Genomic DNA, 25,089 nt, shown 5'->3' with positions numbered 1-25,089 from the left:
GGTTCACATGATTCCTCAGAACTTTAAAGATATATTATCCAATACAGAAAACGCTGGTCTATACCAGACGCTGGCTCTGATTTTCTTTATGCTATTCTTCGTAGCTCTGGTAATCTATGTTTTTAGCAGGCCTAAAAAATATTACAGAGAAGAAGAGCAAGCACCGCTTGGGGATGATGAGGATGACGATTTTAATTTAAAAAATTAAACTATTTATTATGAAACAAAGAACACCTGTTGTTGTAAACATCTTAATAATAACCGGACTTCTAATAGTTTTTTATTATTTGTTTGTACAAAGCTACTCGTTCCTAGCTTCACCTTATTTCTGGGGAACTGTGGTGATCAGTGCTATTTTGGCATACATCCACAGCTCTATCGGGGATTTGATTGAAAACAATAAATTCAAAAAATTATCTCCGGAAGAAAAGGCAGCTTATTTGGCAGAAAAGAAAGTGCCTTTCCTGAGAAGAATGTACGATGCTGCATTCAAGAAGCAATCTGAAACGGAAGAAAAGGATATCCTTATCGACCACGGTTTCGACGGGATTATGGAATTGGATAATCAGCTTCCGAAATGGTGGGTAGGATTATTCTATTTTGGGACTGCTTTTTGTATTGTATATATCGCAGCGTATTCTTTCACAGATTTCGCACACCCATTGAGCGAATATGAGCAGGAATATAAAGAGCAGATGGCCAGTATTGCAGAATACGAAAAATCTCAGCCTCCTGTAACGATAGAAACAGCAAAATACTCTGCTGATAATATCGCAGACGGAAAAGAACTGTTCAAAACCAACTGTGCATCTTGTCACAAAGAAGACGGTAGTGGTGGTATTGGTCCAAACCTTACGGATAACTATTGGATCAACCAGCCTGAGAAGACTTTATTTAAAACAGTTTTCCACATGGACTGGAATGGTTCCCCTACTAACCCTGCGATGAGAGCCTTCGGTAAAAACGGAGAGGTTTCCGGAGCAGAAATTGAGAAGATTGCAGCGTATGTATATCACATCAATCAGGAACAACCACCAGTGACACAGGCTCAGGGAGGAGCAGCTCCTCAGGGAACTGAAGCGCATTGGGAAAAAGAATAATTTTAAAAAATTAGAAACATATGAAAAAAACATAATTTGTTATTAACTAAAAATAGTAACGAATTATGTTTTTTCTTTTTTAAACCTATTACGAAATGTCAGATATAGAAGAAATAGAAGTACGCGGCGGACAGGGACAGGTTCTGGACCCTGAGACTTACAGAGATTCTATCGGGACAATGGAGCAATCCGGTAAGAGAAGATGGGTGTTCCCCCGAAAACCAAAAGGGAAATACACCAACTACAGAAACCTTGTAAGCTATGCTTTATTAATCATTTATTTTACGGTGCCATTCCTCAAGATCAATGGTAACCCTTTCTTTTTATTCAATGTTATCGATAGAGAGTTTTTCATTCTTGGACAGCCTTTCTATCCACAGGACTTTTTTATCCTTACTTTAGGTGCTATCGCGTCTTTAATTTTTATTATCATTTTTACGATTGCATTCGGAAGAATTTTCTGCGGGTGGATATGCCCTCAGACAATTTTTATGGAATCTATCTTCCGTAAAATTGAATATCTTATTGAAGGTGACCGAAACAAGCAAATGAAGCTGGACAGACAGGAGTGGAACAGCGAAAAGATCTGGAAAAGAAGCTTGAAATGGACGGTTTACATTATTATTTCCTTGATCATCACCCACTTTATGCTGATGTATATTGTAGGCTATGAGGAAATTTTAAGAATCATCTCAGAAGGACCGTTTGCCCATCCTACCAATTTTATCGTTATGGTGCTCTTCACCTCTGCATTCTACTTTGTATTTGCTTGGTTCAGAGAGCAGGTGTGTACACTGGTTTGCCCATACGGAAGATTACAGGGTGTTTTGATTGATAAAGATACCATCAACGTTTTCTACGATTTTAAAAGAGGAGAAAACAGATCAAAATGGAGAAAAGGGGAAGACCGTAAAGCTGCAGGAAAAGGAGACTGTATCGACTGTCACCAGTGTGTGGTGGTTTGTCCTACAGGAATTGATATCAGAGACGGCCAGCAGCTTGAATGTGTTAACTGTACTGCATGTATTGATGCCTGCGACGAGGTGATGGAAAAAGTAGGTCTTCCGAAAGGCCTGGTAAGATATGCTTCCGAGAATGAAATTGAGAATCAGACTCAGTTTAAATTTACAGGAAGAATGAAAGGTTTCGCGGTGGTTCTTGTGTTATTGGTAGGATTCTTAGGATTCCTTCTTTACAGCAGAGGTGAAATGGAAGCTAAATTCATTAAACCTGCAGGAAGTACCTTCTTTGTAAGAGATGGTAAAATCACCAACACGTACAACTATACGTTCCTGAACAAGACCAATGACAAGAAAATCGTTACGATAAAAGTATTGGAACCGGCTCATGGTGAGATCACATACAGTGCATCCAGCAAGATCCAGGTAGAAAGAGACAAAATCTCGAAAGGAACCATCAATATCAGCTTCCCTGAAGACGATATGAAACTTTCAAAACAAAATATAACCATCGGAGTCTATGATATGAAGGGCAAACTTGTCGATTCTTACCAGACGTACTTCGAGGGACCATTCAAACTGCAATTCTAATCATAAGGAGTCTTCAGGATGTAAAAATCGTGAGGCTCCTTATGACCATAAAAAATAAAAAATCCGGAAGAAATGAAAAACTTTAGTTGGGGACACGGTGTGGTAATCGCATTATTTGCATTCATTGTTTTTATATTATCCATGATGTTTCTTTTCCCGAACGGGCAGAAGAATTCTGAAATGGTAACCGATAATTATTACGAAGAGGAACTTAAGTATCAGGATGTGATTGATGCTAAAAAAAGAGCGGATGATTTACAGGAAAAGCCTGTATACAGCCAGGAAAAAAACGGAATCAAAATTGTTTTTCCAAAAGACTATAACAATAGCAATACTACGGTAAAATTTGTTTTAAACAGAACCGACGATCAGAATTTGGATATCAAAAAACCTGTTCAGCTTGATGCCGCACAGTCTTTCATGATCCCTGCACAGGTATTAAAAGTAGGAAACTACACGCTAAGACTGATGTGGACAAAAGACAAAGCAGACTACAGAATGGATTATGATGTGATATGGAAATAGGACTCATTTTATCGGCCATTGCATTAGGATTCGCTTCCGGTTTTCACTGTATCGGAATGTGCGGACCTATTGCTTTATCGATGGGATTGACGAAAAAACAAGCCACCAATTTTTATCTTCAAAATCTGACCTATCAGTTCGGCAGAATCTTCACCTATTCATTATTGGGAGCGATTCTTGGAATTATAGGCGAAGGTTTTGAAATGGCGGGATTTCAGCAGTATCTTACGATCGGTGCAGGAATTCTTCTGATCATCATGGCTCTGTTTTCGTTTGGCGGAAAAGATTTCGCCTCTAAAATTCCTTTTCTTTCCAAGTTCCTGTATTCTGTAAAACTGAATTTAGGAAAATTACTTCAGAAGGCAGATTACCGCTCAAGATTTTCAACAGGTGTTCTGAACGGCTTTCTTCCATGCGGAATGGTTTATATGGCTCTTACGGCAAGTCTTGCAAGCGGAGGAATATGGCAGGGAGCCTCATACATGGCTTTATTTGGCCTGGGAACCCTTCCATTCATGTTTGCGGTAGTTTTAGCCGGAAACCTCATGAATCAGGCTTTCAGAGTAAAGGTTTTAAAAGCGGTTCCGGTGATTATGATTATTCTGGGAGGATTATTTATTCTCAGAGGTCTTGAACTGGGAATCCCTTACATTTCTCCAAGATCTGAAGCCATGACGATTTCCAAAGATCATAATGGCGCTAACTGTCATATTGAGGGACACGACCACAGTTCGACGAACTGTCATTAATACAACTAACTAATTCCATGAAAAAAATACTCTTTTTATTCACGGCAGCACTTTTTGTGTTGCAGTCGTGTACCATCAATTCTGAAATTGTATACCACAAGGATGCCGCATCTACTTCGGTGACAGATATCGATATGAGACAGTTTATATCCGAAATGAAGGCTATGACCCCCGATTCTCTGAAACAGCAGAAGGAATTCGGAGATTTCGATAAGCTTCCAACGGTCTGGACAAGTTTTCTGGATATACAGCAGAAGGAAGGAAAACTGAAAACAAAAGACCCGGATTCTATCAGGATCATGAAAAAGATTTTCATGAAGACCAATAAAGAAAACAATGAACCGGCTGGTTTTTCTTTAAAAATGGATCACTTTACGCAAGCTGATTATCAATTGCTGAGCAACTATAACAAAAAGGAAAAACTTCCGCTGGATCAGAATATTTTCAACCACTGGGACGGAAAAACGCTGACGATCAGTACAGAAAATTTCAATCTTAAAAACATTGAAGAAACCCTTAAGAGCAAAACCTCAAAAGAGGAAGCCGAAAAAGTAGAAGGAATGATCTCTATGTTTTTCAAAAGCATCGGAACCACCCTGAAATTTGAAAACAAAATAAAATCCATCACCGGAAAACATGACTGGGTAAAGCAAATCGATAAGTATACCGTAAAAATAGAGTATGATCTTAAGGCGATGTATGACCCGGAAGCTCAATTAAAAAACGCAGACAAAAAAATCATTATTGTCACAGAATAACAATAAAAAACGGCTGAATATCAGCCGTTTTTTATTTATGTTTAAACCCATTCTTCATAACAGATTAACAAATTTTAGTTTTTGCTTAAAAATATTATCTTTGAATCTTAATTTATAAATAACCATGAGAAAATTTTTACTATCTCTTAGTGTAATTTCAGCACTCAGTGTACATGCGCAAAGCATTAATTCTGAAACGGTTGATTTTCGTGTTTTAAAAGCACCACAAACTTCCATTAGCGAAAACTCCCGAACTTATAATATTACAGTCAATTCTCCTTATAACCTGACTAAGGAAGATGTAATAAAACAAGCTAAAAAGGAACATCAAGAAGCTGTTGCCAACTTCAGCAATACCATTGCAGAAAGTCAAAGCGATTATCAGCAGTCTCTTAAAGACTACAATGAAGAAATTATAAAAGCAAAGGAGAAATTTGCGTTAGAATCGGCAGAATTTAAAAAGATGAGCCTTCTGGAGCGTCTGACTTTACAGGAAAAAGGACTAAAGCCACAGCTTCAGCTTCCTTCCAAGCCTGTTTATTCAAAGCCGTCTCCTCCTGTATACAGAGAGCCGAATCTGAATGACTATTTCATCGTAGACAATAATGTTCTGGCTTCTCAAATTGCCATTGACGGTTATAAAAAAGGAAATCCGAATGTAGATGTTTACGTAACGATGGAAAAAGTAAACTTTCAGGATAATGCGGGACAGACTTATGCCAACCAGCCTACAAAAATCGTTGTAAAAGAAAACGGAACTGAGAAGATCAACACAACCATTTCTCAGGATTTCACTTTTGTATCTTCCCAACCTTCTGATAACATTAACAAACCTACAGAAGAAAAGAAATATCTTGGAAACAACATTAAGGCGATCAATACTTTTCTGAATGATAATTACGGATACAAGACCCTTAACAAACAGGTAAAACTGGAATTTGTGAAAAACAAAGGGGAGTTTGATGATTTAGAAAAAGCACATATCTACGTAACCACTAATTTAAGAAAGCTTCAGGCCAATTCTGATCAGACCAACAATAATATTGCTTTTGCCAATATGAAAAAAGGAACGGATATCTGGGAGCAAACCCTTAAGAAAGTCAATTATAAAGACAAAAAAGCTCCTTACAACGCTAAAATTGGTAAATACATCAATTTCAATTTAATAAGACTGAATGTAGCCCTTGAAAACAAAAAGGATGCGGAAAAGTATCTTAATGAGATGCAGGAAAAACTTGTAGATCTGGATTTGTCATACAACGAGAAAGCAGAATTAAAACAATTGGAAAACCAGATTTATAAATAACCGATGAAACTAAAAACATTTACAGCATTAGCGATCTGCCTCTCTTCTATCACATGGGCGCAGAGCAATTATAAGTACGGAAATAAGTTTGATTTTGATGTTACTCAGGAAAAAGATGTAAAACTGATTGCCGGAGGAGCTGACACGTATTATATGCAAAGCAGCATTAACGAAAACAGTATTCGCAACAACAATAAAATACTCGTAAGGAAGTTTGATAATTCCAATAACCTGAAGCAGACTTATTCTTACGAGATGCCTCAAATAGAAAAATACGCCCCTATTAATTATCTGGGAAGCTTTGAATCTGGAAATAAAATTGTTTTTATCACAGAAACGTATGCAGGAAAGGTAAAAAAGAAGGACATCTATAAAATTATTTTCGATAAAACTACAGCCACATTTACCAGTGAACTGCTGGCTTCCTACCCTATCGAATCTACGATGAAATCGGGAACTGCTTATTTCGAGAAATCTGAAAACGGCAGATATGGGGCAGTGGTCTTCTATCAGCACGCTCCGAGAAAGGAACCTGTAAAAATAAGCATCAATGTGATTGACACCGGAAGCCTGAAATCTGCCTGGACCAAAGAAGTTACCGGAGAAGCAGGAAGTTCTGATACCGATTTTTTTGTGACCAATTCAGGAAATATCGGACTATTAAGATCGGCCAATCAAAATGCATCGCTTCTTTTTGTAACGCCTTCAGGGCAGGAAGAGAAATTCTTTACAGAGAAGATGAAGGTCATCAGTGAAACAGCTGTATCTATCGGTGATAAAGATTATTTAGTTGCCTTTAACAGTACACCTAAAACGGTAAAATTTAATGCCAGCAATTTCGAAAATTTAATGTTGTATGATATTAAAGAAGGAAAAATTATTGCAAACGAAGTGGTTAAAGAATACAATGACGGCAGTAAAATAACAGATGTATTTATTCCTTATTCTTATGTAAGCGGAGATAAAATCTATATTTTCACAGAAAGTAAACTTGATGCGGGAACAAAACAGGTAAAATCTCCAATGGGAACCATGATGATTAGTGAAACGTCTTATAAAACAGGTGACCCAAGGATTGTAGCAATAAACACCGCTACAGGTAAAATTGACGCCATAACAAAGCTAAACAGTGACAGACTTTCTGATCTGGAAATTCACTCTTTCGGACTTGTGAATATAAAAGGGAATTATATTTTTAAAGCCGGATCATTATTAAGTCTGTCGGCTATTAATTTTGACAGCAACAGTGGTAAAATGATTCCTTCACTTCCTAAAACATCGGGTAAAGACCCTTATTTTGGAGGTGGCGAGGCATACAGTCAGGCTTTACTTTACAGACCGGAGGTAAAGACATTAGCTTATCCCAGAGCAATGGACAATCAGGCCAGTATTATTTCAATAGAAAACTTTGAAGGGAAGTAGAGTTATGGGGTGCGTGTTTGAGAGTTGGAGTGTTTGAGAGTAAATGGGTTGGGGATTGTTCCAGCCCAGTCTGATGTCTGACTTCTTATATCTATCATCTCTTAACCTGATTAAAAATAACAAAACCACTGAAAAATTTCAGTGGTTTTTTATTGAGATTAAAGTCTGATAGCTCTTAGTTGATCAGATCGAATCTTGCATATTCAGCAATCTTCTTAGGAATTCTGATGCCTTCTTCTGTCTGGTTGTTTTCAAGCAATGCCGCCATAATTCTTGGAAGAGCCATTGCAGAACCATTTAAGGTATGTACCAGCTGAGATTTTCCGTCTGTTTTGAAACGGCATTTCAGACGGTTAGACTGGAACGTTTCAAAATTGGACACAGAACTTACTTCCAGCCACATTTCCTGAGCCGCACTCCATACTTCAAAGTCATAAGTCATTGCAGCTGCAAAACCTGTATCACCACCGCAAAGTCTCAATACTCTGAACGGAAGTTCAAGGTCGGTAAGAATTTCCTTAATGTGCTCTACCATTTCTTCTAAAGCAGCATAAGAGTTTTCAGGCTTTTCAAGTCTTACGATCTCTACCTTTTCAAACTGGTGAAGACGGTTCAGACCTCTTACATGTGCTCCGTAGCTTCCCGCTTCTCTTCTGTAACACTGAGAGAAAGCCGTATTTTTGATCGGAAGTTCTTTTTCTTCCAGCAATACATCACGGTAAAGGTTCGTTACCGGAACTTCTGCTGTAGGAATAAGGTATAAATCATCCAGACCAATGTGGTACATCTGCCCTTCTTTATCAGGAAGCTGTCCTGTTCCGTATCCTGAAGCTTCATTCACAACGTGAGGAGGATTCACCTCCATATAGCCTTTGTCAATGTTTTTATCCAGGAAATACTGAACCAATGCTCTCTGAAGTCTTGCTCCTTTACCCAGATAAACAGGGAAACCGGCACCGGCAATTTTCACGCCCAGTTCAAAATCAATCAGGTTATATTTTTTCGCAAGCTCCCAGTGAGGAATAGCACCTTCTCCAAGGCCCTCCACATCGTGAGACTGGTAAATGTTTTCGTTGTCTTCCGCAGAAACTCCGCTTTTTACCAGTTGGTAAGGAACGTTTGGAATCTGGTATAAAATATCCAGTAATTTTTTTTCCGTTACATCTAACTGGGACTGCAGTTCTTTACTCGATTCTTTGTACTGAAGTGTTTTAGATTTTGCAGATTCCGCTTCTTCTTTTTTACCTTCTTTCATCAAAAGCCCAATCTCTTTGGAGATTTTGTTCATTTCTGAAAGTTGGGAATCTAATTCAAACTGAATTCTTTTTCTTTCGTCGTCAGCAGCAACAGCGTCGTCTACCAACCCAAGATTCTTGAATTGTCTTTTTTTAAGACCTTCTAAAACGCGTTCTTTATCGTCGCGTAAAAAATTGACTTGTAACATTTTATTTAGATGTTAAATATTAGATGATTAACTTACATATTAAGCTAACCGTTTTACAAATTTAAATTATTTTGTGATAATAAAGGTATTAATCGCATTGGGTGCATCCACAGCCTTTGAAAATACCTCTTTATTATTGTAGAGTACCTGAGAAACTTGAAATACGGTCGGTGTCCAGCGGTAACGGATTTCCATCTGATCAGTAACACTAACCGTCTGATTATTTACAATTTTGCTCAGTGTAAAAGTCAGATTCGATTTGTAGGTTCTGTTTTCAGGGCTGATAGAATCCAGAGTAATCCTTTTGGCTCCTTTAATGTACTCAAAATAATATAAGGAATCTGTCGTCATTCTCAGGGAAATGGATACCGGTGCTACAGCCGTAGTTCCGTTAAAGTCATTCACAGAATAACTGGTGAATGAACCTGCCTTTTTAGGGTTCATCAGATCCTGTCCTGCCGCACTTTTGATGGAGAAATTCATGATCTGATCAATTCTCTGTAAAGAATCTTCATCACTTCCGCATGAAACCGTTAAAAAAAGGACGGCTATAAGTTTAAGTATGAAAATATGATTTAGCTTAGATTTCATCTTCCTTTAATTTTCAATAATCTTTTTTATGCAAATGTATAATTATATATTTGTTCTCGTAATATTTTACCATGTTTTTAAACAAACTCAAAAGATTAAACGGCAGCCACATCTCCACCATCTTTAAGGGGAACTTTATTTCCAAGTTTGTTCTGGTCATGGGCGGGCTTCTGCTTGCTAAATATTACGGCTCCTCAGAATACGGGATTTTCAGCATCTACCTCAGTATCATGAGTATATTTACGGTAGTGCTCAGTCTTGCTCAGGAACATCTGATCATGCTGGAAGGTGATGAAGTAGAAGTGAATAATAATTTCAGTACGGCAGGTATTATTTCAGCAGCTGTAATGATTCTGGCTTTTCTGCTGGTCTTCATTCCTTTTGGCATTCCTAAAAACATCATATTTCTTGGGATCTTTTCAGGGTTTCTATATTTATTCACCAATAATGCAAAGTTTCTTTTAGCCAAAAAGAAAATGTTCAAGCTGGTTTCAGTGCTTACGATTGTAGATTCTGTGGTGAGCTTTCTGTTTCAGGTGATATTTGTGTTTATTAAGATCGAAAACGGACTTGTGATCGGGAGTCTGATCGGGTATATTGCTGCTTTTCTCGCCGCTATTTATTGTGCCAGAACATATTTTGTAAAACCGGATTTGAAAAAATACATTGCCAATGCGAAAAAAAGGCCGGAACTTTTTAGATATTCCTATCCTTCTACGCTGATCAATGCTTTAGGGAATAATATTATGCCGATCCTGATTTCTCTTTATTTTGCTGATTCGCTGCTGGGAGAATATTCTTTAACCGTAAAAATCATGTCTGTCCCGCTTCTTCTGATCTCCTCTTCCATCGCTACGGTGTATTATCCTAGAGCTGCCGAGCTTGGCAACAGAGGCCGGAGCAAAAGTGAACTGTTTGCGTACACCAAAAAGATGAGCTTAATGAATTTTTACATTATTCTCGCTTTATACATCCTGGTGAATGTAGCCGGAATCCCTCTTCTGGAAGTGTTTTTCAATAAAAACTGGGAACATCTTGGACTGTTTATTTTCCTGATGTCTTTCGGATATCTTACCCGAAGTCTTATCAATCCTATTGCAGATATTCTTACCATCTTAAAGAGAAACAATGTAGCGCTGATTTTTAATATCTATTTATTCCTGGCCAATATTGCAGCGATCTTCATCGGAAAAGAGAAAGGAATCACTTATCTGGTGGGTATTTTTTCCCTGTTTTTATTTATAGGCTATGGATTTTTGTATTTTTACATCATGTTTATTCTGAAGAAAAATGAATCCGCTTAAAAAATTTATTGAATACCAGATTTTCCATAGAATTAATAACTTCTTCTATCCGGAATACTATCGACAAAAGTACGAGTATATGCTTCCTCATATTCTTTTTTTCCATTATCTGGTTCCTCAAAAAATACTGAGAATTAACGGGCAGGTTCCATGGCCGGTACATTTTACATCAGAAGTAAGAAATCACACGAAAATTAAGAAGGGAATTCTATGTGATCCGGGGGATAATCCTAATATTTATATTCAGGCGAACAACGGCATCATTATCGGGCACAATGTAGGTTTCGGAGCAGGAACGTCTTTAATTTCTGCCAACCATAACCATAATGACCACAGCATCCATGATGAGTGTGGCCCTATTGTCATCGGAAATAATGTTTTTGTGGGAACCAATTCTGTCATCCTTCCGGGCGTGCAGATTGGGGATAATGTAGTGATCGGTGCGGGTTCTATTGTTGCCAAAGACATTCCTTCCAACTCTATTGCTGTGGGAAATCCCTGCAAGGTCATCAAACAAAAAGAACCTTACATTGAAGACTTCACGAAGACTGTTTTTAACAGAAAACTTCCTGAAGGCGTCAATCTAAAGTTCTAATAGATTGTATTTTATATAGGATTAAACGATCCCGGCAGCCCAGCTTTTCTCCAAAGGCAGAACAAAGTGGCTTAAAAAGTCTAAGTATGTATTTTTAGAAAAATCAAATACCTGAATATCTTTCGGTAATTCTCCGCTTCTCACTTGAGCCTTAAATTCCTGAAGTTTCAGGGTCTTTACTTCTCCATTATGCACAAAGCTGGCTTTCATTCTGTCGAACAAACCAAGCTGGTACTGTTCGTCGATCTCGCGCATGATCTTCCCTAAGGCATCAATGCTGCATCCTGAAGCCATTTCTTTCTCTTCGTCTACACATACCACGATAAACTGATTTTTCTCGATTTTAAAGGATGAATCAAGCGGTTTTCCGTGTGCTGCCCAAGTTGCAAGGAAATCAAACAGTTTTTCTGTGATTGCTTTTGCTTCCTTTGTTTCAAAAGGTCTTGATGCAGGGTATATAATGACTCTGTAGTCGTTGGTTTCTACTATACTGGATTCTTCAATTTTCATTGTGATACAATTAAAAGATTTAAAAATTAAGAGATTTAAAGATTCTCAGCGTTGAATTTCTAAATTCTTAGTTTTCTTAATTCAAATTTTACAAATCGTCTGCTTCCGCAAGAAGTTCTACAATATCTTTTACGGCTACTTCTTCGTTTTTGTTGAAGTGCTTTACACCGTCTGTCATCATCGTGTTACAGAACGGACATCCTGTAGCAATGACTTTAGGCTCGAAAGACAATGCTTCTTCCGTTCTTTCAATATTAATGTCTTTGTTCCCTTTCTCCGGTTCCTTAAACATCTGTGCGCCTCCTGCTCCACAGCATAAACCGTTGGTTTTGCAACGTTTCATTTCTACAAGCTCGGCATCCAGTTTTTCAAGAAGAATTCTTGGCGCTTCGTACTCGTTATTGGCTCTTCCCAGATAACAAGGATCATGGAAAGTGATTTTTTTTCCTTTAAAGGCTCCTCCCTCTATCTTCAGTCTTCCTTCTTCCATTAAGGTTTTCAGAAACTGAGTGTGGTGAACTACTTCATAATGTCCTCCCAGACTCGGGTATTCATTTTTAAGCGTGTTGAAACAGTGAGGGCATGCGGTAACGATCTTTTTCACTTCGTACGCATTCAGGACCTCAATATTGGTAAGAGCCATCATCTGAAAAACGAATTCGTTTCCGGCTCTTTTTGCAGGATCTCCGGTACAACTTTCTTCCTGTCCCAGAACTGCAAATTCAACTTTTATCTTGTTTAATATCTTGCAAAATGCTTTCGTAATTTTTTTGGCGCGGTCGTCAAAACTTCCTGCACATCCCACCCAAAATAAAACTTCCGGGGATTTTCCTTCGGCAGCATATTCTGCCATTGTTTTTATATTGAAATCCATTTTTTCAAATTTACCAATATGTCAATGTACCAGTTTACCAATGATTGCTACATTGCTACATTATTTTACATTGTTACACTAATTAATCATTTGCCCAGTTCAAACGGTCTGCCTGGTTATACTGCCAAGGAGCGGCATTGTTTTCTACATTCGTCATCATCAGATTCAGTTCCTGAGGCGCAGCGGACTGTTCCATCACGAGGAATCTTCTCATTTCGAAAATAATAGAAAGCGGATCCAGCAATACCGGACAGGCTTCTGTACATGCATTACAGGTAGTACATGCCCAAAGCTCTTCTTTGGTAATATAATCATTCAGAAGCTTCTTACCATCGTCTTCGAATTTTCCGTTCTTGTCGATATTTCGGCCTACTTCTTCCAATCTGTCTCTTGTTTTCATCAGGATCAGTCTCGGAGAAAGTTTTTTCCCGGTAATGTTGGCAGGACATACCGAAGTACATCTACCACATTCTGTACAGGAATAGGCATTAAGCAACTGTACCTGATTCAGGTCAAAGATGTCTTCAGCTCCAAATTTAGACGGAACATCTGCAGCATCTCCTTCAGCCGGTGCGGCATACGGGTCAGCATTAGGATCCATCATGAGCTTAATCTCTTTGGTTACAGAATCAAGGTTATTGAATTTTCCTTTTTTATCAAGATTCGCAAACCAAGTGCTTGGAAACGCCAAAATGATATGAAGATGTTTTGAGTAATAAAGATAATTCATGAAGAAAAGAATCCCCACAAAGTGGAACCACCAGGCTCCTTTTTCTACAAACATCAGAAATCCGTTATCAAAACTGAAAATCTCTAAAAACGGAACCAATGTCATTTCACTGATCGGAAAGCTTCCATGTTCCGCAAGAACACCTCTCATCTGGAGAACGTAATCTGCAGAATTCATGCTAAAGAACGCCATCATCAAGGCAAATTCAATAATAAGGATCCAGTTGGCATCGTTTTTCGGCCATCCGAAAAGTTCTTTCATGGTGAGTCTTTTAACGCCATAAAAGTTTCTTCTGATGAAAAATACCACTACTCCGATTACTACAAGCAACGCCAGAACTTCTAAAGTCGCTGTAAAGAAATTGTAGAAACCGTGTCCGAAAACTGAAGCTAAGAATCTGTGGGTTCCAAAGATTCCATCAACGATAATTTCGATCAATTCGATATTGATAATCACAAAACCTACGTATACAAAAAGGTGGAGAATACCAGCTACAGGACGTTTTACCATTTTGCTCTGTCCCATCGCCACCCGTGCCATGGTTTCCCAGCGCTCAGATTTCCTGTCGCTTCTGTTGATTTCTCGTCCCAGCTTGATATTTCTGTAAATCTTGAGCAGGCTTTTTGCAAACAGCCCAAATCCAGCAACTAATAAGATCAGAAAAATAATGTTATCGATGTACTGCATAAGGTGATTAGTCTTTATTGTTCTTACCGAAAACTGAGAAATTAATATATCTCTTAGGATTGGCTTTCATATCTTCAATCAATGAATTCAGGTTTGTGGAGGCAGAATTCAGATTATTGTAAAGCTGCTCATCCTTCATTAGCTTACCTAAGCTTCCCTGTCCGTTATCAACTCCAGCGATTACCTGATTCAGTTTTCCTACGGTAGCATCTAAATTGGAGATGGCTGCATTCAATTTTTTAGTATCAATGCTTTCTGCAAGGTTACCATATTTATCCAATGTCACCTTTCCGCTCTGCATCGTCACTGCTGCATCATCAAGAACCTTCTGAAGTTTAGGATCGTTATGTCCTACAAGGCTGTTTACACTTCCTGCAGTAGTCTGCAAAGCACCTACAGTCTTGTTAAGGTTGGAAAGTAAAGCTTTGATCTCTGCTCTGTTCTGTCCGTCTACCAGTAGATTTGCATTAGCCATCAAAGAGTCTACACGATGTAAAACCGTCTGCAGCTGATCTTTCACCGGACCTACCTGAGAAGAAAGACTTCCCAAAGTTCCCAGTTTGAAAGCTCCCTGAAGCGTATCTCCATCTTTTGCAGTCTGACCGCCGTACATAAGGTTAACTCTCATCTCTTTTCCGGACATAAGACCCGGTTCAAAGATTTCAAGGGTTGAGTTTTTCGAAAACTCGAATTTGTCATCTACCGTAACTTTTACGATAAAACTGATCTTTCCGTCTTTTGCTGTTTTGGGGATAATCTTATCGACCTGCCCTACTTTCAGACCATTGATGGAAACCGCAGACGACTGTGCCAGTCCTTCTACGTTATCGTATTTTGCGTAAAATATATTATCGGTAGTAAAAAGGCTTCTGCCTTTCATGAATTGAAACAACACTACAAAACCTACAATAGCTAAAAGTGCGATCACACCAGCTTTTAATTCTTTACTGAACTTCACTTGCTAATTTTTTTCTAATAAGCAAATATAACACATTTTAAATTAATCTTTTTCTTTATTGTTCTGCGTTAAATACAAAAAAGCGGCAGAAAATTCTGCCGCTTTTATATCTGTAAAAATTAATTTCTTACTGTTGTTGGTTTCCGATCTTGTTCCAGATCTCGATTCTATAATCTTCGATGTCTGCATTATCCTGAAGGCTCTTCATCCAAGCCTGTCCGAACATTCCTGCACTTCTCTGGGTAATAGACTCAGTAAACTGCTTAAGGTCACCCGGCTGCTTGTTTACGGTTTCAGATTTTTTGATCAGAACATAAACTCCTGTTCCACCTTCGATAGGGTTAGAAAGTTTTCCTTTCGCCACACCGAATGCTGCACCGGCAACTTTAGGCTCCATAGAACCTGCTACTGAAGGGTTAAGCATATTAACCTGAGCAGCCTGTTTTGTAGAAGCAAATAATTTAGCGATCTGATCCAAGTTAGAAGCCTTAGCTCCTGCAATTTTATCAGAGATTTGTTTTGCTGCCAATTTATTTTTAACAATTACTTCGATCTGATCTCTTACTGACTCAGGATCTGCAAGACCTGCCTCCTGTTTTCCGTTAAGATATACTACAATCTTGTCTCCTGTACCTTCTACCGTAAAGAATTCTGTGTCTCCTTTTGTTCTTTTCTTATCGAAAGCCCAAGCTAAGATCTCTCCGTCTTTATCTGTACCAAGACCCTGAAGCTGGCCATCAAATCTTTTGGCTGCTTTAGGATTGGAGAACTGATAGTTTCCTTTTTTAGCAATATTCACGAAATCGTTGAAAGATTTCCCCTGAACCTGCTGAATGAATCTTCTCGCTTTTTTATCAGATTCTGCTTCTGTAGCATCTGAAGGCTTCACTTCTTTCACAAGGTTAGCTACTTTATAGCTCATAGACCCTGCTTTTTTATCTTCAATATTGATGATGTGATATCCGAACTGTGTTTCTACAACACCTGTAGCACCTTTAGGGTTATTAGCCAAATAAGTAAGGAACTCTGGAACAAAAGGTGTTTCCGGAGTAGTCCATCCTAAACTACCTGCCTGAGCTGCTGAACTTGGGTCGTTAGAAAGTTTCAGGAACTCTGTAAATCTAGCCGGAGATGCTTTAACAATAGCTCCGATAGAGTCTGCCAATTTCTTAGCCTGCTCTTTGGATCTTGTTACTCCTTCTCCTGCCGGGCTTCCTTTGAAAGCAATAAGGATGTGTCTTGACAATGTAGAATCAGAAGTCTTTTTATCCAAAAGTTTTGAAACTACATAGAAGTTCTGCTCCTTGTATGGTCCGAAAGTCTGTCCGATAGCTGCCGTAGCAATCTGTCCCTGGATGCTTTGAGGCAGCTGGTTTGGTTTTGCATACTGGTTATTATAAGGCATATCAGAATTCGCCATTACAAACATAGAGTCATTCTTCGTGTTCTGGAAGTTTTCTGCTCCACCGCTTGCATCTGTACCGCCTGAGAATAATTTATTGATTTCCTTCTGCGCTGCTGCATCATCTGCAGGGCTAGGTGTAGAAGGGAAATATACGATTCCAACATTTCTGCTAGGTTCTGCTTTAAACATTACAGGGTGTTGCTTGATGTAGTTTTCAAGGTCTGCCGTAGTAACGTTGATCTTCGTTTTCTGAAGATATGCTGCATAGTCGATCTTTACAAAATCGATGTCAGCTAACTGGTCTCTCTGCTTCATAAGCTCTTCAGCTTCTTTCTTGCCAGTAGTGATACCTGCTGAAATATTAGTAAACACCTGTCTAGCCATCAGTCTGTATTCAACAGTTTTTCTGGTTTTCAACCACTGGTTGTAGCCTTCCGGGTTGGTGCTTTTTAATGTTTCAATTTCTTTTTTAAGCTCTTGAGTTTTAAAATTACCTTTCTCATCAAAGAACTGCTGTTGCTGGGCAAACATCTGATCATACTGGATCTGATTCCAGAAATAGTCATCTGTCATCTCAAAGCCCAATTTCTCAAACTGCTGCTTGATAAGTTTAGATTGTACAAGTAACTGCCAAGCCTGCTCTTCAAGTCCCGTTTTTGGACGGCCCTGTTGTTCAGCCTGCTGCTGCAGTACGAAAAGCTGATCATTGAACTCTTCGCGGGTGACTTTCTCACCGTTTACTTTTCCTAAAACATCAGGATTTTTTCCAAAAACCTTGTCGATGCTGTCTGGGTTTACGAGAAACGCTAAAAGCGCCAATGCGATCACTCCCATCAAAAGCCAAGGCTTACTCCTAATCTGTCCTAAAATTGCCATTTTATATATTATAGTTTTTTATCAGTTTGCGAAAATACACATTTTTAAGAAATTAGAGAAGCAGAAGTCCTTTATTTTAATTTTTAAAATGAAAGATTATTGAAAAAAGGAAATTTTGACCATATTTTTTAGCAAAAAACAAATGGCATAGGTATTGTGCAATTTAGAGAACCATAATACGCTGCACGTTTTCAGCGCATATTGTAAAATATCATTTTAACGATTTAAAACGAAGATGACAATTTGTCATTTCATAAACTATGACAGAATTTGAAGATATCAGTTTAGAGGAAATGATCAGCGATGGGTTTGACATTGTAGCCGAGGAGATCAATCTTTCAGACTTTTCGGAGACTGATAAGAATTCCGAACAGAGAATATTCCCTATACTTCCCGTAAGAAATATGGTCATGTTTCCGAATGTAGTAATTCCTATTACTGCCGGAAGAAAAACATCGATACAACTACTTGAAGAAGCACAGAAAAATGGTGATTTTATCGGGATCGTGAGTCAGAAAAACTCAGATCTGGAGCAGCCTGCAGAGAAAGATATGTATCAGACCGGGACGCTTGCCAAGATTATTAAAATCATCAAGTTACCGGAAGGTAACATCACCGCGATTACTAAAGGTTTCCACAGATTTAAGATCAAAAAAATCGTGGAAAGCCAGCCTTATTTTAAAGCAGAAATCACCAAGCTAAAAGATTCAAAGCCAAAAAATAAGGAAGAATATGATGCTCTTCTTGAGAACATCAAGGATCTTGCATTAAAAATCATTGAACTGGATCCGAATATCCCGAATGCAGCCAATTTTGCGATCAAGAATATCAATAACAATGATGATCTGCTTAATTTCATCTGCACCAACTCAAGCTTCCCTTCCATCGAAAAGCAAAGACTTCTTGAAGAAAAAAGCCTGATGGAAAGAGCCAATAAGTGCTACGAAATGATGCATGAAGATTTCAGAAAACTGGAACTGAGAAATCAGATCCACCAGAAAACTTCAAAGGATCTAGATAAACAGCAGAGAGAATATTTCCTGAACCAGCAGATCAGAACCATCCAGGATGAATTGGGAGGCGGTCCTGAAAGCGATGTGGAAGACCTGATCATTAAGGCCAGAAAAAAGAAATGGAACCAGGAAGTGGAAGATCATTTCCAGAAGGAGATCAACAGACTACAGCGTCAGAACCCGAATTCTCCAGATTATAACGTTCAGAGAAATTATCTTGATTTCTTCACGGATCTTCCGTGGGAAACTTATACAAAAGATGTTTTCGACATTGCAAAAGCTGAAAAAACTTTAGACAAAGCGCACTTCGGACTGGAAGACATCAAGAAAAGAATTCTGGAGCACATGGCTGTTTTGAAACTGAAAAACAACATGAAATCCCCTATTCTATTGCTTGTAGGGCCTCCGGGAGTCGGAAAAACGTCTTTAGGAAAATCTGTTGCTGATGCTTTAGGCAGAAAATATGTAAGATTATCTTTGGGCGGACTTCATGACGAAAGTGAGATCCGTGGACACAGAAAAACATACATCGGAGCTATGGCGGGAAGAATTTTGCAATCTATCAAGAAATCAGGGACTTCCAACCCGGTAATCGTTCTTGATGAGATTGATAAAATTGCTCAGGGGCTTCACGGGGATCCAAGTTCTGCGCTTTTAGAAGTTCTTGATCCTGAACAGAATAAGGCATTCTATGATAATTTCTTAGAAATGGGCTACGATCTTTCTAAAGTAATGTTCATTGCTACAGCGAATTCACTTTCCACGATACAGACTCCTCTTCTGGACAGAACGGAAATTATTCAGATAGCCGGATATACGATGGAAGAGAAAACAGAGATCGCGAAAAGACATTTAATTAAGAAACAACAGGAAGAAAACGGTTTGGATGCGAAATCATTTAAACTTGGAAATCCTGAACTGAAACATATTATTGAAGCACACACTTCAGAAAGCGGAGTAAGAACCTTAGAGAAAAGAATTGCTTCCATTGCGAGATGGGTGGCTCTTCAAACGGCTCTGATAAAAGAATACGATCCAAAAATCACTATTGAAAAAATAGATGAGATCCTTGGCGTACCAAGACCTAAAAGTCTATCTGAAATCACAGGAGTACCTGGTGTAGTGACCGGTTTAGCCTGGACAAGTGTGGGTGGAGACATTTTATACATCGAAAGTATTTTAAGCAACGGGAAAGGAAGCCTTACCATGACCGGAAACTTAGGAACAGTGATGAAAGAATCTGCAACTATTGCTCTGGAATACATCAAAGCCAGACATGATGATCTGGGAATCCCACAGGAAGATCTGGATAAGAAAAACATCCACGTTCACGTTCCGGAAGGAGCAACCCCGAAAGATGGACCATCTGCAGGTATCGCGATGCTGACGTCTATGGTTTCTTCATTCAAAAATAAGAAAGTGAAACCTCATCTTGCAATGACAGGAGAAATAACATTAAGAGGAAAAGTACTTCCTGTAGGCGGAATCAAAGAAAAACTTCTGGCGGCTACAAGAGCCGGTATCAAAGAAGTGATCCTTTGTGAAGCCAACAGAAAAGATGTAGAAGAGATCAAAAAAGATTATCTTAAAAACCTGACTGTTCATTACGTCAACAGAATGGAAGATGTGATTGATTTTGCGATCGAAAAATAATTCAGAACATATCAACTCTCAATAAGGAAACGCATCTCAGATTTTGTCTGGGGTGCGTTTTTTATTTGACCACAAAAGATGCAAAAGTTTTATTTTATACTTAAGTGACTGTATGCTCAATACATTGCACATAGGAAGAGCACTTAAGTTGTATGAAAATCTAAGATTTTATTCAGCAAAACAAACAGATCTGTGCAATCTGAGAAATCTGCGCGAGATTTTTGAAATATACATAGGCCATTAATGATAAAAATAGCTGAGAACAATTTAAAGAAAGACATACCACACGGCGTTGTCGCGTATCTCCTCCATCAAAAAGAATTATGTTAATTAAACGAAAAGGGTATTTTAATTAGCTGTGTTTTCTTACTTTTATCCTACAGATTTGAAAAATTATGAACTTCCTCAAAATCCCGTTTCTTGTTAAGTTAACGCTTGTCATCATTTCCATTATAGGTCTTGGTTACCTTTTGGCGCTCGGACAGAGCATTTTAGCGCCTTTTTTCCTGGCCTTTTTAATGGCCATGCTGTTTCTTCCAGCCGCTACTTTTATGGAAAGAAGGCTAAGATTTCCAAGGTCTATCTCGACGATGACTTCGGTTTTCGTGATGCTCGCTATTTTAGCCGGAATTATTTACTTCTTCGGATCACAGCTTTCTGACTTCAGTAAAGATCTGCCGCATCTGAGAGATCAGGTGACTACGGTTTTCAATAATCTGCAACACTGGATTTCAAAAACATTCAATGTAAAGATCGATGAACAGCTTGATTACATTAATCAGGGATTGAATAAACTACTCTCCTCTTCCGGAGTGATTCTTGGTTTCACGTTCGGGATATTTTCAAGCGGGTTTGGGTTTATTGTATTTTTCACCCTGTTTTTCATCTTTATTTTAAACTACAGACGAATTCTTAATAATTTCATTGTCACAGTTTTTAACGAAAAGCATAAAGCCAGCGTACAGGAAGTGGTAACCGAAATCCGTGTGATGACGAAAAAATATATTTTCGGACTCTGTCTGCAGGTTTTGATCGTTTCTATTCTTTCTTCTATTGTTCTTACCATTTTAGGGGTAAAATATGCGATCCTTCTTGCTGTTCTGACAGGGTTACTCAATGTTATTCCTTATTTGGGAATCTGTATTTCCTTATTAATTTCATGCTTTATCGCCTTTGCTACCGGAACACCATCTACCTGTGTTTATGTAGCTATTGGATATATAGCCATTCATGTTATTGACGGAAATATCGTTCTCCCATTTGTAGTGGGTTCCAAAGTAAAGATCAATGCCCTTTTTTCCTTCATAGGAATTATTTTAGGAGAACATCTTTGGGGAATTGCAGGCATGTTTCTGTGTATTCCGGCTATAGCCATCATTAAAATCATCTTTGAAAGGGTAGAAGGTTTAAAACCTTGGGGCAAACTTCTCGGCGAGGAAGAAAAACCGAATAAAAAGAAAAAGAGCTACAAGATTTCCAAGAATATTACACTGAAGGAAATGGATTAATCATGAGTAATAAGCAATGGGTAATGAGCAATATATAACGACAAATAGTAGTCATTACTTATTGCTCATTACCCATTACTTATAAAAAAAGAAGGCTGCCTTACAAAAGACAGCCATTATTTTTAAACTCCTGCAGCACAGAATGGGCTCATTCCACTTGGACAGGTTTGGTCGCACGGAATATAAGACTGGTTGTCCGGACAGTACCCTAAATCCGTTCCCGGATTGGTACCACCACCTCCGCCACCTAAACAAGGGTGTCCTGGTGGAATTTTACAAGGACATCCTTCTAATCCGATATCACAGATAGGCTCTCTTCCTCCTCCATTAATTTTTTTTAAATTCTCGCGATCTAATTTTTGAAGTTTTTTCAACATAATACGATTGTTTAGTTTAATTTGAATCACAAATATATTAAATGGAAATCACAATTTAATCACAATGTCGAGAGAAATAAATAACATTAACAAATTTTAATAAAAATACATAAACGAATATCATTTTTGTTTTACATTTGATATAAAATCAACAATCATGAAAATCGTAAAATTTATCCTTTCGTTCATATTTGCATTAATGTTTATCAATGCAGGACTGAACAAATTCTTCCATTATTCACCTATGCCTAAAATGTCTGATGAGCAGATCAAGATCTTTGCTGCATTCGGCGAAATCGGCTGGCTATTACCCTTAGTGGGAATCGTAGAAATTGTTGGCGGAGTACTATTTATCTTCCAAAAGACCAAAGCTTTGGGCGCTATTATCCTCCTTCCGGTCATGGTAGGAATCGTTATTCACAATATATACAGAGACCCAAACCAGATGGGAATCATCACGGCTATCGTTATGTTCCTGATTAATATTTGGGCAATTATTGATGACAGAGAGAAATATAAAGCTTTAGTTAGGTAATAGATGATAGGTTGCAGGTAGCAGGTAACATTGCGCAGATTCACCTGCAACCTATTACCTGCTACCTACGATCTGCCACCTGACCTACATACCTTTTATCTATACAAACGCACTGAATCCGGTGATAGATCTTCCCACAATCAGTGAATTAATTTCTTTGGTTCCTTCATAAGAGTAGATGGCTTCAGCATCGGCAACGAATCTCGCCACATCATATTCGAGGAGAATACCATTTCCTCCCAGCACTTCTCTTGCTCTGGAAACGATATCTCTGGTCCTCAGGGTACAGAAAACCTTGGCCAGTGAAGCATGCTCGTCTTTTAAAATTCCTTCATCCTGCATTTCCGATAACCTGAAAACCATGGTCTGCATGGCCGTAAGATTGGAAAGCATTTCCACCAGATGCCCCTGAATCATCTGGAATGAAGCAATCGGTTTCCCGAACTGTTCTCTGGTTCTGGTATATTGTAATGCACTTTCGTAGGCTCCTCTTGCACAGCCTGTGGCCATCCATGCTACTCCGGCTCTGGTCATACGCAGAACTTTTCCGGTATCTTTAAATGAATTGGCATTTTGCAGGCGGTTTTCTTCAGTTACAAGACAATCTGTTAAAGTGATCAATCCATTTTGTACAATCCTCAGTGCCATTTTTCCTTTGATTTTCTCAACGGAATAACCAGGATTATCTTTTTCCACGATAAATCCTTTCACTTCTCCACTATCCAGATCTCTTGCCCAGATAATGATCAGGTCAGCAAATGTTGCATTTCCTATCCATTTTTTCTGCCCGTTAAGGATCCAGCCTTCCTCTGTTTTTTTACAGGTTACCGTAAGACCACCCGCAGCTCCGGACCCTACTTCAGGTTCCGTAAGGCCAAAAGCACCTATTTTTTCAAACTTCTGCATTTGGGGAAGCCACTTTTGTTTCTGTTCTTCTGATCCACAGATATAAATAGATCCCATCGCCAATCCGGACTGAACACCAAAGAATGTGGCAATAGAAGCATCTATCCTCGCCATTTCCATCGCAATAACCCCTTCCATCAAGAAAGGCATACCCGGACAGCCGTATCCTTCATAGGTTACCCCGCAGATATTCAGTTTCTGGAATTTTGGAATCAATTCAAAAGGAAACTCGTCTCTTAGCCAGTAATGATTCACGAGAGGTTTCACTTCTTTTTCCATGAACGCTCTTACTTTAAGCTGAATCTCGCGTTGCTCCGGAGTCAGTGTATGGTAGATATCGTAGAAATCACCATCAATAGGCGGAAGCTCCCGCTTTTTCTTATTAGGATCAAGCATTTTCATCATTCCGTTCAGCTGTTTATCGTCCAGTTTGGAGAAATTCTGCATCAGCTTGGGCAGATCAACTTTTTGAGAAATAGCACTCAACTGTTCAAAATCTATGGATCTGAATAATTCTATAGTGTTTCTGATTTTGGAAAAAGTATTTGACATAGTAATGTTTTGTGGGATTGATTTGTAAAAGTTAAGCAAAAACTGCTCCGAAAACAAGCTGTCCCATGATAACCTATTTTACAAAACACTCATTTACAACAAATTAAAATAGAAATATTTCTTTACAAACTTTTTGCAGTTGATTTTCAAATATTACAAAGGATCCTGGCAGAACTTTGACCTAAGAAAACCCACAAAAATCAACGCTATGAAAACGACTTACATTAAATTATCCCTGTCAGCAGTTCTTTTATTAGGAATTTATTCGTGTAAAAAAGGAGAAGTGGCCGCCACAGAAGTTTCTGGTTTAGATTCTACTGTTGCCATAGTTACAGACAGCGTTTCTTCTGCCGCCACTATGGAAGTAAAGGACAGACAGTTCATTAAAACCGCTGATGTGAACATGGAAGTCAAAGACGTGTACGAAGCAACCGTTTCCATTGAAAAGACCGTTCAGGATCTTGGAGGATTTGTGACCCACAGCAATCTACAGAGCAGCATCCTTTCAGAGGACACGTACAATACTTCCGATAATGAAGCTATGCTGATCAAAAAATACCAGACTGAAAACAAAATGCAGGTACGTGTTCCGACAGAAAAACTAGGGGAATTGCTTACAAAAATTAATGACAAAAAAGTATTCCTCAATTACAGAACCATCAATGCGGAAGATGTAACCTCCAACATCAAGTATGCTGAAATGGAAGGCAAAAGAATTAAAAAGACAGGTGAAAACATCGATCAGCTGAAAACGAATAAAGACAAAGTGAAGCTGGACAACGACAATATGGCGGAAGGAAACCTGCAGCAGCTGGCCACTATGGATACTACCGACAACATCAAATACAGCACAATAGACATTTACATCAAAGAGCCTAAACTTCGTATTGCTGAAATTGCAGTAAGCAATACCCGCAACATAGACAATCAATATAAATTCAATTTTATCTATGACACTAAAAATGCTTTCGTAGAAGGGTTTTACCTGATTCAGAAGATCGCTGTAGGACTTATCACTATTTGGCCTTTAGTCTTAATCCTAGGTGCAATTCTTTACTTTTTAAGAAAAAGAAAATTGACAAAGTCTGAACACACAAAAGTTCAAGAATAACAAAAGCAATCCTAACCAGCTGGTTATCATCATAATTTTAGATTTCACAG

General features: G+C 38.5%; 23 protein-coding genes. 14 read left to right on the top strand and 9 right to left on the bottom strand.

Features of this window, described 5'->3' with window-relative positions:
• Positions 1 to 7: 7 nt before the first annotated feature.
• From IW22_RS12460 to IW22_RS12425, 8 genes are all read left to right on the top strand, one after another.
• Positions 8 to 208, top strand: coding sequence for a cbb3-type cytochrome oxidase subunit 3 (locus IW22_RS12460; RefSeq protein ID WP_034726931.1), 201 nt, complete (start codon positions 8 to 10; stop codon positions 206 to 208).
• A gap of 10 nt (positions 209 to 218) precedes the next feature.
• A complete protein-coding gene (locus IW22_RS12455; RefSeq protein ID WP_034726930.1) occupies positions 219 to 1,100 on the top strand; it encodes a cbb3-type cytochrome c oxidase N-terminal domain-containing protein in 882 nt (293 codons plus the stop codon).
• Between the two features lie 95 nt (positions 1,101 to 1,195).
• Complete coding sequence (ccoG, locus tag IW22_RS12450) at positions 1,196 to 2,650, top strand: cytochrome c oxidase accessory protein CcoG (RefSeq protein WP_034726929.1); 1,455 nt, start codon at positions 1,196 to 1,198, stop codon at positions 2,648 to 2,650.
• Positions 2,651 to 2,722: 72 nt separating this feature from the next.
• Positions 2,723 to 3,175 carry a FixH family protein gene (locus IW22_RS12445; protein WP_034726928.1) on the top strand — a complete coding sequence of 151 codons (453 nt, stop codon included), beginning with the start codon at positions 2,723 to 2,725 and terminating at the stop codon, positions 3,173 to 3,175.
• Positions 3,166 to 3,924, top strand: coding sequence for a sulfite exporter TauE/SafE family protein (locus IW22_RS12440; protein ID WP_034726927.1), 759 nt, complete (start codon positions 3,166 to 3,168; stop codon positions 3,922 to 3,924). Before IW22_RS12445 ends, IW22_RS12440 begins: the two co-directional genes overlap by 10 nt.
• A gap of 17 nt (positions 3,925 to 3,941) precedes the next feature.
• Entirely contained in the window at positions 3,942 to 4,682 is a 741-nt protein-coding gene (locus tag IW22_RS12435; RefSeq protein ID WP_034726926.1) for a hypothetical protein, read from the top strand.
• A 124-nt stretch (positions 4,683 to 4,806) separates the two neighbouring features.
• Positions 4,807 to 5,988, top strand: a complete 1,182-nt coding sequence (locus IW22_RS12430) for a hypothetical protein (RefSeq protein ID WP_034726925.1) — start codon at positions 4,807 to 4,809, stop codon at positions 5,986 to 5,988.
• 3 nt (positions 5,989 to 5,991) lie between these two features.
• Entirely contained in the window at positions 5,992 to 7,410 is a 1,419-nt protein-coding gene (locus tag IW22_RS12425) for a hypothetical protein (RefSeq protein WP_034726924.1), read from the top strand.
• Positions 7,411 to 7,585: 175 nt separating this feature from the next.
• Here IW22_RS12425 and serS read toward each other — a convergent pair whose 3' ends face one another.
• Both serS and IW22_RS12415 read right to left on the bottom strand, forming a co-directional pair.
• Positions 7,586 to 8,854, bottom strand: coding sequence for a serine--tRNA ligase (serS, locus tag IW22_RS12420; protein ID WP_034726923.1), 1,269 nt, complete (start codon positions 8,852 to 8,854; stop codon positions 7,586 to 7,588).
• A gap of 66 nt (positions 8,855 to 8,920) precedes the next feature.
• The gene (locus IW22_RS12415; RefSeq protein WP_051891218.1) at positions 8,921 to 9,445 is read right to left on the bottom strand and encodes a hypothetical protein; all 525 of its coding nucleotides are present in this window, start codon (positions 9,443 to 9,445) and stop codon (positions 8,921 to 8,923) included.
• A gap of 71 nt (positions 9,446 to 9,516) precedes the next feature.
• Here IW22_RS12415 and IW22_RS12410 point away from each other — a divergent pair, with 71 nt between their 5' ends.
• Both IW22_RS12410 and IW22_RS12405 read left to right on the top strand, forming a co-directional pair.
• On the top strand, positions 9,517 to 10,749 hold the full coding sequence (locus tag IW22_RS12410; protein WP_034726922.1) for an oligosaccharide flippase family protein: 1,233 nt from the start codon (positions 9,517 to 9,519) through the stop codon (positions 10,747 to 10,749).
• The gene (locus IW22_RS12405; protein ID WP_051891217.1) at positions 10,736 to 11,344 is read left to right on the top strand and encodes an acyltransferase; all 609 of its coding nucleotides are present in this window, start codon (positions 10,736 to 10,738) and stop codon (positions 11,342 to 11,344) included. The genes IW22_RS12410 and IW22_RS12405 overlap by 14 nt, the downstream gene beginning before the upstream one ends.
• Positions 11,345 to 11,365: 21 nt before the next feature.
• On the opposite strand, the gene IW22_RS12400 is transcribed toward IW22_RS12405, so the two are convergent.
• The 5 genes from IW22_RS12400 to IW22_RS12380 form a co-directional block, all read right to left on the bottom strand.
• Entirely contained in the window at positions 11,366 to 11,854 is a 489-nt protein-coding gene (locus IW22_RS12400; protein ID WP_034726921.1) for a hypothetical protein, read from the bottom strand.
• A gap of 88 nt (positions 11,855 to 11,942) precedes the next feature.
• Positions 11,943 to 12,728, bottom strand: a complete 786-nt coding sequence (locus tag IW22_RS12395; RefSeq protein WP_034726920.1) for a (Fe-S)-binding protein — start codon at positions 12,726 to 12,728, stop codon at positions 11,943 to 11,945.
• An 82-nt stretch (positions 12,729 to 12,810) separates the two neighbouring features.
• Complete coding sequence (locus IW22_RS12390) at positions 12,811 to 14,145, bottom strand: 4Fe-4S dicluster domain-containing protein (RefSeq protein WP_034726919.1); 1,335 nt, start codon at positions 14,143 to 14,145, stop codon at positions 12,811 to 12,813.
• Positions 14,146 to 14,152: 7 nt separating this feature from the next.
• Positions 14,153 to 15,103, bottom strand: a complete 951-nt coding sequence (locus tag IW22_RS12385; protein WP_034726918.1) for an MlaD family protein — start codon at positions 15,101 to 15,103, stop codon at positions 14,153 to 14,155.
• 127 nt (positions 15,104 to 15,230) lie between these two features.
• Positions 15,231 to 17,384 carry a SurA N-terminal domain-containing protein gene (locus IW22_RS12380; protein WP_034726917.1) on the bottom strand — a complete coding sequence of 718 codons (2,154 nt, stop codon included), beginning with the start codon at positions 17,382 to 17,384 and terminating at the stop codon, positions 15,231 to 15,233.
• 260 nt (positions 17,385 to 17,644) lie between these two features.
• Between IW22_RS12380 and lon the strand changes: the two genes are divergently transcribed.
• Together lon and IW22_RS12370 are read left to right on the top strand one after the other, a co-directional pair.
• Positions 17,645 to 20,050 carry an endopeptidase La gene (lon, locus tag IW22_RS12375; protein ID WP_034726916.1) on the top strand — a complete coding sequence of 802 codons (2,406 nt, stop codon included), beginning with the start codon at positions 17,645 to 17,647 and terminating at the stop codon, positions 20,048 to 20,050.
• A gap of 395 nt (positions 20,051 to 20,445) precedes the next feature.
• The gene (locus IW22_RS12370) at positions 20,446 to 21,558 is read left to right on the top strand and encodes an AI-2E family transporter (protein WP_034726915.1); all 1,113 of its coding nucleotides are present in this window, start codon (positions 20,446 to 20,448) and stop codon (positions 21,556 to 21,558) included.
• 122 nt (positions 21,559 to 21,680) lie between these two features.
• Here IW22_RS12370 and IW22_RS12365 read toward each other — a convergent pair whose 3' ends face one another.
• The gene (locus IW22_RS12365; RefSeq protein ID WP_034726914.1) at positions 21,681 to 21,935 is read right to left on the bottom strand and encodes a hypothetical protein; all 255 of its coding nucleotides are present in this window, start codon (positions 21,933 to 21,935) and stop codon (positions 21,681 to 21,683) included.
• Between the two features lie 157 nt (positions 21,936 to 22,092).
• Here IW22_RS12365 and IW22_RS12360 point away from each other — a divergent pair, with 157 nt between their 5' ends.
• Positions 22,093 to 22,470 carry a DoxX family protein gene (locus IW22_RS12360; protein ID WP_034726913.1) on the top strand — a complete coding sequence of 126 codons (378 nt, stop codon included), beginning with the start codon at positions 22,093 to 22,095 and terminating at the stop codon, positions 22,468 to 22,470.
• A 99-nt stretch (positions 22,471 to 22,569) separates the two neighbouring features.
• Here the strand turns inward: IW22_RS12360 and IW22_RS12355 are convergent, their stop codons facing one another.
• Entirely contained in the window at positions 22,570 to 23,928 is a 1,359-nt protein-coding gene (locus tag IW22_RS12355) for an acyl-CoA dehydrogenase family protein (RefSeq protein ID WP_034726912.1), read from the bottom strand.
• Positions 23,929 to 24,136: 208 nt separating this feature from the next.
• Here IW22_RS12355 and IW22_RS12350 point away from each other — a divergent pair, with 208 nt between their 5' ends.
• Positions 24,137 to 25,039: a DUF4349 domain-containing protein gene (locus tag IW22_RS12350; RefSeq protein WP_034727044.1), complete on the top strand. Its 903-nt coding sequence runs from the start codon at positions 24,137 to 24,139 to the stop codon at positions 25,037 to 25,039.
• Positions 25,040 to 25,089 lie beyond the last annotated feature (50 nt).

Origin of the sequence: Chryseobacterium sp. JM1, assembly GCF_000737715.1 — a bacterium.
GTDB lineage: Bacteria > Bacteroidota > Bacteroidia > Flavobacteriales > Weeksellaceae > Chryseobacterium.
The sequence above is the reverse complement of the archived record's forward strand: the minus strand, read 5'-3'. Positions and strand labels throughout refer to the sequence as shown.